The sequence below is a fragment of the Sinorhizobium glycinis genome (genome assembly GCF_001651865.1).
Lineage (GTDB): Bacteria > Pseudomonadota > Alphaproteobacteria > Rhizobiales > Rhizobiaceae > Sinorhizobium > Sinorhizobium glycinis.
The window spans coordinates 226898-239606 of sequence record NZ_LPUX01000067.1 but is presented as its reverse complement, the minus strand read 5'-3'; the positions used below and the strand labels follow the sequence as shown (position 1 = coordinate 239606).

Sequence of the window (12709 nt, the reverse complement as noted above, 5' to 3'; positions counted from 1 at the left end):
ATAAACGTCCATTACGCCATGGTGTCGGTTTCCGGTTTCAAGCTATTGCATGATGAGTATCATGCTATACGATTGTCATCATGCAATGAAGCCAACCTAGCTAGTTCGCGAGCCTCTCGCTCGCGTTGGCGGTGACAGGAAGTCCGAGGCCATGCGTTACGAAAAAGGTCATAAGGATGCGACGCGCGCGCGCATCATCGACATAGCGTCAAAGCGTTTCCGCGCCGAGGGGATCGATGCCGTAGGCGTCGCCAGCATGATGGCCGATGCCGGCCTGACCCATGGCGGCTTCTACAGTCACTTCCCCTCAAAGGAAGACCTAGTCGTTGCCGCGCTGGCTGACGCCCTTGACCGCGGCCAGGCGGCGCTCGCGGCGGCGGCGGAAGAAGCTGGGGTGAAAGGCATTATTGCCCGATTTATGAGCGCTCAGCATCGCGACCACCCGGAAGTCGGCTGCGCGGCTGCAGCTCTCGCGCCTGAACTGGCGCGGCATCCCGAAGGAACGCGCGCAGTCCTTTCAGCCAAGATCGAAGAGCGCGTTGCGCTGATCGAACGTCATCTCCCGCCGACCGCTTCAGCGGAGGCCCGGCGCCGATCAGCCACCGCGATCTTCGCGACGATGATGGGCTCGCTGCAGCTCTCCCGCATCGCCACCGACGCGGTTGCCGCCGACGCCATCCTCGCTGCTGGTGCCGAGGCGGCCGAGCGGCTCGTTGATACGCTTCCCACCCGTTGACAAGGAGTGTCCCGATGACTGCACATGCCGATCCCATTGTTATCGTCTCCGCTGTTCGCACGCCGCTCGGCCGCTTCCTTGGCGATCTTTCGCCGGTTCCGGCACCAACGCTCGGATCGCACGTCATTCGATCCGCGCTGGAGCGGCCTTGCGCCGGATCGGGTTGACGAGGTGCTGATGGGCTGCGTCCTGCCTGCCGGCCAGGGGCAGGCGCCGGCGCGCCAGGCAATGCGTGGCGCGGGCCTGCCGGACGAAGTCGGCGCGACGACGATCAACAAGGTTTGCGGTTCAGGCATGAAGGCGACGATGCTCGGCCACGACATTCTGCGGGCGGGCTCCGCGGATATCGTGGTTTCAGGCGGCATGGAGTCGATGTCGAATGCGCCCTATCTGCTTTCCAAGGCACGCGGCGGTTACCGCTTCGGCCATGATCAGCTTTTCGACCACATGGCACTTGACGGGCTGGAGGACGCCTACGAGCGCGGCCGCTCCATGGGCGACTTCGGCGAGATGGCGGCGGAGGCCTACCAGTTCAGTCGCGCCGACCAGGACGCCTATGCCATGGAGACGCTCACGCGTGCCCGCAAAGCGATCGACGAAGGCGAGTTCAAGGATGAAATCGCCGCCGTCATCGTGCCGGCGAAGGGCGGCGAGACAGTGATTGAGAACGATGAGCACCCGCTGAAGGTCTTGCCGGAAAAGATCCCGAACCTGAAGCCGGCCTTTCGCGCCGACGGGACGATCACCGCCGCGAGCGCGTCCGCAAATGCCGACGGCGCGGCCGCCCTTGTGCTGACGCGGCGCTCTGTCGCGGAGCGGACCGGGTTGCCAGTGCTGGCCGAAATCAAGGCGCATGCGACGCACAGCCAGGAACCGGCCTGGTACACGACGGCGCCCATTCCGGCGATCCGTAAGCTCCTGCAGAAGACGGGCTGGGGTGTCGACGATGTCGATCTCTTCGAAATCAACGAGGCCTTTGCGGTGGTGGCGATGGCAGCGGCCAAGGAGCTTGCCATACCGCGTGACCGCCTGAATGTGAACGGCGGCGCCTGTGCCCTAGGTCATCCGATCGGCGCGACCGGCGCGCGACTCATCGTGACGCTGGTTCACGCCCTGAAGCGGCGGGACCTGAGACGCGGCGTTGCCGCTCTTTGCATCGGCGGCGGCGAGGCGACCGCGATCGCGATCGAGCGCCCGCTATAGCGAACAGTTGCCCTGTTTGGGCGACGACGCCGAAACGCGTCGCCTCCAGGCGAGTTCCATCGAAGGGACATTGAATGCGACGCATTGTGGTTACCGGAATGGGCGCTGTTTCGCCGCTCGGTATTGGAACGGAACTGAACTGGGCGCGGTTGACGGCGGGTCGATCGGGGCTGCGGCGGTTACCGGACTCGATCGTCGGCGAGCTTGGCTGCAAGGTTGCCGGCATCGTTCCGGACGGCCAGGAAGATGAAGAGGGCGGCTTCGATCCGGATCGGTTCGTCGTTCCGAGCGATGCTGCGCGCCTCATTCGAGCGGGCGAGGCAGACGTAGCGCTCTGTGGCGGGGCAGAGGCTTGCATCAATGAAGTGAGCCTTGGCGGGTTTGCCGCCGCGCGGGCGCTGTCGACGGGCTACAACGAGGATCCGCATGGCGCGTCGCTGCCCTTCGATGCGGGTCGCGAGGGCTTCGTGATGGGGGAGGGCGCCGGGCTATTGGTGATCGAGGATCTTGACCACGCGCTGGGTCGCGGCGCGCGACCGATCGCCGAGATCGTCGGCTATGGCACCACCGCCGACGCCCATCATATCACCTCCGGACCAGAGGACGGTGACGGGGCAAGGCGGGCGATGGAGATCGCCCTTAACCAGGCGCGCGTCGATCCCACCGCCGTTGGTCATTTGAATGCCCACGCGACATCGACGCCGGTCGGCGACCGCGGCGAGATCGAAGCGATCAAGACGGTGTTCGGTCGTGATGGCGCGATTGCGGTCAGCGCGACGAAATCGGCAACGGGCCATCTGCTGGGCGCGGCCGGCGGTCTCGAGGCGATGTTCACCATTCTGGCGCTCCGCGACCAGCTTGCTCCGCCAACACGCAATCTCAAAAATCCGGACGCGGCAGCGGAAGGCCTCGATATCGTCGGCAGTTCAGCGCGGTCGATCTCTACCGAATACGCAATTTCCAACGGCTTCGGATTTGGCGGCGTCAATGCGAGCGTGATCTTCCGCCAGTGGCGATAGACGCCCCGCTTCTTCGCCGCCGGCCGACTGCCTGGTGATCGCCCGGCGGCGGACTAGCGAAAATCGACGACCAGGGCAGCCACGTCGGCCTCGGCACTTGAAAGTTGTACGGCAGGGCAGGAGTACGATTCGTGCCGATCCAGCCGTTGACCGGGGCAAAAGATCCTTTCATTTTCGAGTTAAGACCGCTTCGCCACCAGATCCGGACCTCGGCCCGCCGGGCCTAGTGGTCCGCATTGGGTCCAGGCTGTGTGAAAACGCCGAACATGATACACTTTTGACGTGAGTCGAGGGGGATTCATGAAGCGGTATATCGAGGGTGTCGACAGGAGCCAGGGCACACTGCTTCCCGAGCAGTTGGATGATTGGGTGCATGAGGATAGCCCAGTTCGGGTGGTGGACGTCTTCGTTGATGAGCTCAATCTGGCCGATCTCGGATTCGTGCGCTGTGAGCCAAGCAATACCGGGCGCCCAGGCTATCATCCCTCGATCCTGCTCAAGCTCTACATCTACGGCTATCTGAACCGAATCCAGTCGAGCCGGCGTCTCGAACGCGAAGCTGGACGCAATATAGAGGTGATGTGGCTGGTTGGGCGTCTTGTGCCTGACCATAAGACCATCGCCGATTTTCGGCGCGGCAACGGGGGTGCCATCAAGAAGGTCTGTACCGGCTTTGTGCGGCTGTGCCGCGAGATAGGGCTTCTCGCCAAGCCGAGTGTTGCGATCGACGGCAGCAAGTTCAAGGCGGTCAACAACCGGGACCGGAACTTCACCAAGGGCAAGCTGGACCGGCGCCTGGCGCAGATCGAAGAGAGCGTTGCCCGATATCTCCACCAGATGGACAGCGCCGACCGGCAGGAGCGCGACGACATTCATGCCGCCAAAATTGAGCGTCTGCAGGAGAAGGTTGAACGGCTCCGACAGGAGATGGTTCGGCTCAAGGAGATCGAAAAGGAGATGCTGGAAACACCCGACCAGCAGATATCACTCACCGATCCCGATAGCCGGTCAATGGCGACCAGCGGCCGAGGCTCAGGCATGGTCGGCTACAACACTCAGACCGCGCGTCGACACCGAACATCACCTCATCGTCGCCCATGAGGTGACCAATGTCGGCAACGACCGGGCGCAACTTGCCAACATGGCCAAGGCCAGCAAGCAAGCCTTTGACGCAGACCATCTCGAGGTTGTGGCTGACCGCGGTTACTTCAACAGCGAAGAGGTTCTCGCCTGCGTCGAGCAGAAGATCACGGTGACCATGCCCAAGCCCATGACGTCGGTCAATCGGATCAAGGGGCTCTTCGTCAAGCAGGACTTCCGATATCTCAAGGACGAGGATGTCTATCTCTGCCCGGCCGGCGAACGGTTGATCTATCGGTACACGCGAGAAGAGGCGGACCTGATGATCCGGCGCTACTGGTCGAGCAATTGTCCAAGCTGCGCCATGAGGTCCAAATGCACGACCAGCAAGTATCGGCGCATTCAGCGTTGGGAGCAGGAGCATCACCTCGAGGCGATGCAGGCAAGGCTTGATGCTGATCCTGATAAGATGCGGCAACGCCGCGTGACCGCCGAGCATCCCTTCGGGACGATCAAATCATGGATGGGAGCCACGCACTTCCTCACCAAGCGCCTGCCGAATGTGCGCGCCGAGATGGCGCTGCACGTACTCGCCTACAACATGACCCGGGTCATGAACATCATCGGCTCCAAGGCACTGATGGCGGCAATACGGGGGTGAGCGCTTCGCTTATCACGCTTGCATGAAACGCTCTCGTCGAACGCCGATATAGAGCCCTATTCGGCATCTGGAGGGCGCTCGAAAACAAAACGCCAACGATGACGCTTGAGCAACGCTCATATCTCACAATTGGCCATGGCATCAGCGTTTTTACACAGCCAGGGTCGGAAGCGGTCTCCTCATCGTCATTCGGCCGGCACACCAACTTCGACGGGATCAGGCACAGTCGCGCTGAAGATGTCCATGATGTTGCGGCGCTTGGTCGGAGACTTGTCGCCAAGCTTCTGAGCTTTCGTCTCGACCACTTCCTTGAGCTGCGCGGCTTTTGGTTTGAGGCCCTCCTCGATTGCCTTTATCCGGGCTTCCATTGCATCAAGGCTTGCAGATGCTTCCGCACCACCCGTGTTTGCAGCAGTCGCCTTGGGCTTCGGGCGCAGCGCCTTTTTATTGACGGAGCGTTTGGCAGGTGCTGCAGCTTTCTCGTCTGCCGCAGGTTCTGCCTTGACCGGAGCTGCCTCCGCCGCAGCGGCAGTGAAAGGCTTCTCATCCTTCGCTGGCGCCGGCGAGGGAATTTCGACGGAAGGATCTCCCCCCTCGGCATATTCTGGAGTTGTCGCCGGCACGGGCTTCGGTGTCAGATAATCGACTTCCGGCGCTTGCGGAATGTTGGCCTGAGAAAATGCCTCGGCTGATTTGAAGGGCTGTGTTTGGAAGAAGCGAAGCTTTTCACCAAAGATCGGCCGTTGTCCTTCGATAAGCAGGATCATCTTGTTTTCCGGCATTTGCCGGACCTCCTGCGGCATCATCAGATCGCGTTCGCGAATCTGCTCTACCTTCGTGCGGCGAGGCAGGCCCATCAGTTCGATCGTGCGGGATTCCGACTGGTAGCGGATCGTGCGCTTTCCGAGCGCGCGGGATGCGTACTCGGCTGTGGCCTGATCGTTGGCGCCGAGGACGAGCTGATAGCCACAATTGCCGAGCAGGGAATGCCGGGACGTTTCGCCGTAGATCTCGTCGAGGTTCTTCAGATCCTGGATGATGAAGGCGAGCTTGATATTATAGCCAGCCACATAGGGCAGCTTGGTCATGATCTCGTCCATTCGCTTCAACTGTCGGAACTCGTCGAGCAAGAAGTAGACGGGGAGCGAATTGGGATCGTGCTCGAGCGTGAGGATATCCATCACCTGCTGCACGAACAGGGTGAGGAGAGGGCGCAGCAGGGTGATGTCGGTGATGTTCGGCGCCAGGTAGATCGAGATCGGCCGGCGCTTCATTGCCCGAAGATCCATGTCGGTGACATTGGTCGCGGCAACGATACGCTCGTTCTTGAAGGGCCGCATCGCCTTTTGAATGTCCAAGAGAGCAGACGCGGCGGCGCGTTCCGACAGGGCGATGTAGGAATTGAAGCTCTCGACGGTGAACTTCGAAAGGTAGGGCTCCTTCTCTTTGATGTATTTCATCAGCGCCTGGAGATCGACGCCACTGTTAAAAAAGGAATTGACCTCGGCGAGGTTGCGCCGGTCCTTATAGAAGGGGCTTTCCGTGATGTAGCTGATCACGCCGGCAAGGACCTGTTGCGCGGTCGCTTGCCAGACGGAATTTTCCGATTCCGTGTTCTCGGGCACAAGAATACTGGCGATGTTTTGAATGTCGGTCGTGCGATTGCCGCGCTCCGGCCGGATAAAGTCCAGCGGGTTATAGCTGTTGGTCTTTTCGGAGCCGGGCGCGAATAGGAAGACTTGGCTGCCGTTCTGCCGGCGATAGCCCGCCGTCGCCTTGAACACTTCACCCTTGAGATCGGTGACGATCATCGAGCCCTCGTGCATAAGCGCATTGGGGATCACATAGCCCGCACCTTTGCCGGAGCGCGTCGGGCCGATGATTAGATGATGCCGATCGTCCTTGGTGCGGAGAATGTTCCGTCCGATCCGCCCGAAGATATGGCCCTGTTTGCGGAACCATTTCCCGCGCCGAAGCGAAGCTATGTCCTGAAACGCAGCATCCCCCAATGGGCTGCTCGTCGGCTTCATTCCGATGTATGCCACGAGGCCCGCCACCAGCAGCGCCGGCACCATCGAACCAAGCGCGGCCTTCTGCAGGGCAGGACTCGTTTTGTAGTGCCAGAACTGTTGAATCGGAGCGAAGGGATTGCTCGTGATCGTCGTTTCGAGGATCCGACCGTCCTTATAGAAGAGCTGAAGCCCCAGGCCGTACCCGAGCATCCAGACAACGAACGCTATCCCGACGCAAAACAGCAGGTAGAACGCCTGGAGCTGCTTCGTCATGATTCATCCCGGGCGAAGAAGATCTGAGAGACGCCGCGCTTGCCGCCTTCACGGCGGAGCTGGATGACGATCGGGATGACCATCTGGATATACGACATCAGATCCTGCTTCGAAAAACCCGCCGACATGCCGGCTTGCTGCATCATCATGGCGAGCTGTTCATAAGCGCCCATCGGCGTATCGGCATGAACCGTCGACATGCTGCCGGGATGGCCGGTGTTGATCGCCCGCAGGAAGGAAAAAGCCTCTGCACCCCGAATTTCGCCGACGAACAGCCGGTCCGGCCGCATGCGCAGCGATGACTCGAGCAGGCTTTGAATGGTCACGTCCGCTGTGCCCTGGTCGCCCTTCGACGCGATCAGGTGAACGGCATTTGCTTGCGGCGGGAAGAGCTCTCGCGTGTCCTCAAGCGTGATGATCCGTTCATGCGGATCGACGCTCTTCAGGCATGCATTGAGGAAGGTCGTTTTGCCGGAGGAAGTGCCGCCACTGATCAGGATAGAGACCCGTTTGGTGATGGCGGTATGGATGAAATCGTAAATCCGATTGGCGCGCAGATGCCCTATCAGCTCGCGATCGATGTCGCTGAGGCCGCCGACGGCTACAGAGACCTTATCGAGCGAACCATTGTCGCGATACTCCTCGAGCGTGAAGTTATTGACGACCTGCTTGCGGATGGAGATCGAGCCACCTTCGGGTGCCGCCGGCGGCAAGACGATCTGGATACGCTCGCCGGTCGGAAGCGCGGCGCTGAGGATCGGCTTCGAGCGGCTAATGAACTGGTTCGTCGCAGCCGCAACACGCTCGCCGATGTTCTGGATTTCATCACCCGTCAGGGCGTCGATTAGATGATGCTCCATGTAATCGGCGCTAAACCGTTCCACATAGACATGGCCCGGTTTGTTGACGGCGATTTCCACCACCCTCGGATCGTCAAGAAATTCCCTGATCGGTTCGAGGGCGCGGTTGAGGAAATAATGGGGATCGCGTCTGATCGTAGTGGTGTTACCTACGGCGACGTTCACGTTGAATCTCCTTCATCGCTTCGGTGACCGGGTCGTCATACATGGCGCTGAAATCGAGGTCCTGGCGTACGTAGACAAAGATCCGCTCGCCTTGGCTGACGCTGATGGTGGGAGGAATGCGCAGGTTTTCGCTCAAAACTTGGTTCGCCATATCCGAGAAGGTCTCGGCAATGGTTTCGCGGGCGAGTTCCTCGCCACGTTGTGCCTCGCTGTTGTTGTCGCCGAACGCCTCGTCGCTTCCGTAGCCGGTCAGGAAGCTAGCGCCGGCGCCGACGACCGAAAGCATGATTGCGGAGCCGAACCGCTCGCGCCATTTGTTGTCCACATGGCCGGTCAAGCCCGAGCGCCCCAAGCTATCCGTGCCGATGGAGTTGAGGCGCACCGACACGCCATCATCGCGAATGAGCCGGGTCCAGATAACAAAAATCCGTTTTTGCCCGCGGGTGATCTCGGACTGGTATTCGCCAATGAGGCGCGTTCCAGTCGGAATGAGGACGCGCCGCCCGTCAAAGGAATAGACGTCCTGCGACGTGATCGCACGAATCTGGCCGGGGAGATCGCTGTTGATCGCGGTCTCGAGGATACCGGGGATCAACGTTCCTTCCGGTATCATGGCGTCGATGCGTTCGATTTGCCGAGCCTTTGCGCTCCGATCGGCGAGACTCGAGGCCGCAGCGAGGTACTTGCTGTTGCGGTCTTCGCCGGCAACGCTGAGTCCTGAATCGTTCTCGCCTGGAAAACCCCCGTTGCCGTTGCCATTGCCTTTCTGATCAAGCGAGATCAGCCCCGACTTATAGCGTTCGGGAAACTCTTCGACAGGCGCCGCCTCGGGCGTGTATTCAACCACCTCTGGTGGCGGTGGAACCTTGAACTCCGTGGTAGCCGCGGGCTCTTCTTCAACTGGCTCCGGAGGAGGGGGCAGATTGATGACTGCAGGCTCTATTTCCGGCTTCGGCTCTTCTTGCTCACGCACGAATGACGGCGGCCGGAAGGTGGTCGTCTGAAATTCTTCGTCGCTATCCGCGACGTCACGCGGCTTTTCTCCTGCCGTGGCAAGTACGAAATAGGCGGCGACAGCGCCCCCCAGGAGCAGGGCAGCCATGCCGATGGTTTGATTGCGTCCAGCGTTTCTGTTGCTGACGGCCGTTTCATCGGCCGCCGTCATGGCCTCCAGTTCGGGACTGCGCTTCATCAGTTGCCGCTCCTCCTACGTTTCGTCGCCTTGGTGTCAGGAGCCGGACCGAGAATGGCAGGATCCGGAGCGCCGAAGTCGGGCTTGCGAAGGTTAAAGATGCAGGTCCATTGGTTGCCCTCGCGCAGCGTGTACTGCGTTGCGACACCATCGACGACGATATATTCGCCTTCCTTCCGGAAGTTGCGCAGCGTCTCGGAAAAATCGGCCTGGACGGCAAAAATCGCCGGGACCCGGCTGCCGAACTTGAAGAAGGTCTTTTTCCCGTCGTCGAAGATCACCAAGGGCTTCAACGCCGGATCACCGGAAAACGAATAGTCGATGTTGACGTTGCCTTTATCGACATTCGACATGTTCGGGTAGGCCGCCCGGTACTCAGCCTCCTTGCGGAGCGCGGCATTTAGATCCTTCTCCGGATAGACGAAACGGATCCCGAACACCTGCTTGCCATCGGACGGAGCATGGTCGTTAAGCTCGAGGAAATAGATCCTCTTGCTGGTCACAACATTCATGTTGGTGGCGACGTTCTTTGCGATCGGCTTCACGAACAGAATGTTGCCCTTCTCGGAAGGGGCAACCTGCCAACTGTCGGTGTCGCCAAGCGAGATCGTTTCGAACTTTTCGTCCTCGTCAAAGATGATCATGGTGGAGATGCCGTAGGTGGCAGAGACCTTCACCACGTTGTTGGACTGATAGACGACGCTGGTCACGCGCGAATCGAGGCTGCCCGGGCGAGGTGCCTGCGCAGCATGGGCGTGAGTCATCATCGCGGCCGCGCAGGCCGCGGAAAGCAGGAGGCGTTTGATCATTCTTCACCTCCCGGCGTAACCGTTTCTTGATCGCGACGGTAGTTGTAGACCTGGAAGCCCAAGGGGTTCTCGAAGCGCCATTCGTTGGTCGCCGGCGTGTCCGTATAGCGATAGCGGACGACCGAAATGTAGTGACGGACGATCGAATCCGTGTCCGATTCTTCGGTCGTCGAAAAGCGGACCAAGGCCGTGCTCGCATTGGAGAAGGTGACGGACTTGATGTCGACCGTCACCTTCTTATTCTTGCCGAGGACCTTTGCGGGATTGTTGGGATTTACGGCGCTGTAGAGCTCCTGCAGCTCACGGGCCGCATCGTCGGTAGAAAGCAGCGCGGCAATGCCGAAATTCTGCTCAATCGCGAAGGGGTCGTATCCTTCGCGAGATCGGATATAGCGCACGACGTTCGCCTGAGTGACCGCCTGTTGATCGGTCAGCTTGGCAGACCTGGTTAGACCGGTCTTTACCTCCATATAGCCCGTATTCTTATCGACTTCGACGATGTACGGTTCAAAGCTCTTCAGCGGAATGAGCATCACCAAGGCTGTCAGCGACAGCAGGGTAATCGCGCCGAAAATCATTGTGACGAACCATGCGAGCGAGCGCGATCGCTTGGCCTTTTTGACGATCTCTTGTTCCCAACGATCGCCGTCCTGAAAATAGCTCCGAAGAGCTGCGTCATTCATTTCTGCCATTCGTTCCAGCCCTTACATCTAGCCCTTAAATTCGCGCCTCAGAGAGGCAAGCTGTTGCTGCTAATGCGGTTCTGCATCGCCTCAGCAGCGGCGTTGCGAATATTCGTTCTCATACCTTCCTGGGTGCGCGCTCTGGCTTGCATCCCGGCGTTGCCGATAGCTCCCGCCAGCCGTTGTCCACCTGACAGAGCGGATATTGGTGCTGACACACCTACAAACCGGCCGAAAGCACGCGCAGAATTGCCGATGCCGGCGGCCACGCCACCGGTAATGCCTTGCGCCAGAACCTGGATGTTGAAGAGGACGAACGCGCCCGCGCAGCAGAGCAGCAGGAAAGCGGAAATGTCGCTAAGCTGAAGTTCCCGCTGGTTTGCAGCGCTCGTCACCTTTGTCAATTCCGGGTCCATTGCTGCGATCAGGAATGCAGCCACGACGTAGACGAATAGTGGGATCAGCGCATACATTAGCACCTGCTGGAACCAGGCGACGCCCATGCCTCTTGTCTGCTCGAAGAGCATGCAGCCGATGAAGATTGGTGCGGTCCCGATCAGCACCCACATCATCACCTTGGCAAGGAGTAGGATCGCCAGAGCCACTGCAATGAAAACCGCCACTGCAAGCATGATCAGAAAACCGATCATGGACGGCAGCACCGCAAAATAACCGGACTGTTCTGCGAAGGCAGAAGCAGCCTCGTTTGCCGTTTTCCAGATCATCGAAAGGCCGTTTGTCGGCTCTGTGATGCCTGTCCCGGTGGCGGTAAGGATCGCCCGGCCGACGTCCTCTGGCGTGTTGTTCAGCCAGGAATAGAAAAGCGTGTTGAAGTAGTCCCACTCCCTGACCAGCGCCAGAATGATCAACATCCGGGCGACGCGCCCAATGATCTCGCTGACGCTGACGCGGGCCGTTCCCATGAAGAGCTGGAGCCCGTAGTAGCCCACATATGCAATGAACATGATGGTGAGCAGCGGCACGATCTCATCGCCGACAATCCCGAAGGCCCGGGAGGAAAAATTCGCGCCGGTCTGTTCAATTCTGTCCAGCAGATCGCCTAGAAAATCGTGCATCGTCGCAAATTGTCCCTATTCAGCCGCCATCGCCTCGATTGCAGTGAAGGCGGCCGCTGCGTCACCGTTGACGCTCATCATCGGGCCGCATTCTTGGCGAGGATCCGGCGCGTAAGACGTCAGGTTGGCAGGTCTCTTGCAGGGGGCGGTCTTCTCCTTCGCCGCTGTACCGCAGCCGGCGAGGGCGGCCGCGATCAGGACGGGAAACAGAACCTTTGCGGTCGTGGTGATTTTACTGGTCACTGTAGGTGAGCGCCTTCTTGGAGTTGGAAATGTCCGTCAGGCGCCGCTGGTTGTCGGCCTGAAGCGAAGACACGGCGCCGTTCATGACGCCGATCAGCTCGTTGATCGTCAGGCCAGCTTGCACCTGAAGCTGTGTGTTCTGATCGATCGAGCCCTTGATGTCCTTGGCCTGGCCGATGTTTGCACCCGCCTGCTCGAACGAGGTGCGGCGCGTTTGGACTGCCTGCTGCGACCCGGTAACGAGCGCCGCGACACCGAGAACGGTGTTCACCATCTCTTCGTAAGACTTGTCGCCCGAAAAAGAGCTGCCTGCCTGACCGGACAGGTTCTTCACCAGTTGCAGCCCATTGATGAAGGTCGTTGCAACCTTGGCAACATCGCCGCCCATGCTTCCGAAATTCGGAACGCCGCCCGACATCAGGCTGTCGAAGGACGGCATTTGGGAGACGCTGAATCCATTACCAACGGCAAGGTTCTGCATCTGGTTTGCATCGCTACCGCGATCGCCGGTCACCGCCTGAAGGGTCTCCTGCACCGTTTTCAGGACTTCCTTATTCGTCCCAAGAATTTGATCGGTCGTCGTCGACGTCCTTTGGGCGATCTCAAGATTAGCAGCGTCGATGACCGGAACTTGAGCGGTTGTTGCGGACGCAAGGGCCACCGAGCACGCCGTTAAAATCAAACGTTTCATGGCAGT

Annotated in this window: 10 protein-coding genes and 2 pseudogenes; 4 read left to right on the top strand and 8 right to left on the bottom strand. The window is 59.8% G+C overall.

Going from position 1 to position 12709, the window contains the following annotated elements; all coding sequences use genetic code 11:
- Positions 1-151 precede the first annotated feature (151 nt).
- From AU381_RS26090 to AU381_RS26075, 4 genes and pseudogenes are all read left to right on the top strand, one after another.
- Positions 152-736: a TetR/AcrR family transcriptional regulator gene (locus tag AU381_RS26090; protein ID WP_064244484.1), complete on the top strand. Its 585-nt coding sequence runs from the start codon at positions 152-154 to the stop codon at positions 734-736.
- Between the two features lie 14 nt (positions 737-750).
- Positions 751-1939 (top strand): annotated as a pseudogene (locus AU381_RS26085) (acetyl-CoA C-acyltransferase).
- 74 nt (positions 1940-2013) lie between these two features.
- Positions 2014-2958 carry a beta-ketoacyl synthase N-terminal-like domain-containing protein gene (locus AU381_RS26080; protein ID WP_064244483.1) on the top strand — a complete coding sequence of 315 codons (945 nt, stop codon included), beginning with the start codon at positions 2014-2016 and terminating at the stop codon, positions 2956-2958.
- A gap of 300 nt (positions 2959-3258) precedes the next feature.
- A pseudogene (locus AU381_RS26075) lies at positions 3259-4699 on the top strand (IS1182 family transposase).
- Between the two features lie 185 nt (positions 4700-4884).
- On the opposite strand, the gene AU381_RS26070 reads toward AU381_RS26075, so the two are convergent.
- The 8 genes from AU381_RS26070 to AU381_RS26035 are packed head-to-tail and all read right to left on the bottom strand — an operon-like array spanning position 4885 to position 12703.
- Entirely contained in the window at positions 4885-6984 is a 2100-nt protein-coding gene (locus tag AU381_RS26070) for a type IV secretory system conjugative DNA transfer family protein (RefSeq protein WP_064244482.1), read from the bottom strand.
- Positions 6981-8009, bottom strand: coding sequence for a P-type DNA transfer ATPase VirB11 (gene virB11, locus AU381_RS26065; protein WP_064244481.1), 1029 nt, complete (start codon positions 8007-8009; stop codon positions 6981-6983). The genes AU381_RS26070 and virB11 overlap by 4 nt, the downstream gene beginning before the upstream one ends.
- Positions 7990-9201 carry a type IV secretion system protein VirB10 gene (virB10, locus tag AU381_RS26060; protein ID WP_064244480.1) on the bottom strand — a complete coding sequence of 404 codons (1212 nt, stop codon included), beginning with the start codon at positions 9199-9201 and terminating at the stop codon, positions 7990-7992. The genes virB11 and virB10 overlap by 20 nt, the downstream gene beginning before the upstream one ends.
- Complete coding sequence (gene virB9 / locus AU381_RS26055; RefSeq protein WP_064244479.1) at positions 9201-10010, bottom strand: P-type conjugative transfer protein VirB9; 810 nt, start codon at positions 10008-10010, stop codon at positions 9201-9203. The genes virB10 and virB9 overlap by 1 nt, the downstream gene beginning before the upstream one ends.
- The gene (locus tag AU381_RS26050; protein WP_064244478.1) at positions 10007-10702 is read right to left on the bottom strand and encodes a VirB8 family type IV secretion system protein; all 696 of its coding nucleotides are present in this window, start codon (positions 10700-10702) and stop codon (positions 10007-10009) included. Before AU381_RS26050 ends, virB9 begins: the two co-directional genes overlap by 4 nt.
- A gap of 38 nt (positions 10703-10740) precedes the next feature.
- Positions 10741-11769 (bottom strand): TrbL/VirB6 family protein, encoded by a 1029-nt coding sequence (locus AU381_RS26045; RefSeq protein WP_064244477.1) that lies wholly within the window; start codon positions 11767-11769, stop codon positions 10741-10743.
- A gap of 15 nt (positions 11770-11784) precedes the next feature.
- Complete coding sequence (locus AU381_RS26040) at positions 11785-12012, bottom strand: hypothetical protein (protein ID WP_064244476.1); 228 nt, start codon at positions 12010-12012, stop codon at positions 11785-11787.
- Positions 12002-12703: a type IV secretion system protein gene (locus tag AU381_RS26035; protein WP_064244475.1), complete on the bottom strand. Its 702-nt coding sequence runs from the start codon at positions 12701-12703 to the stop codon at positions 12002-12004. The genes AU381_RS26040 and AU381_RS26035 overlap by 11 nt, the downstream gene beginning before the upstream one ends.
- Positions 12704-12709: the final 6 nt, after the last annotated feature.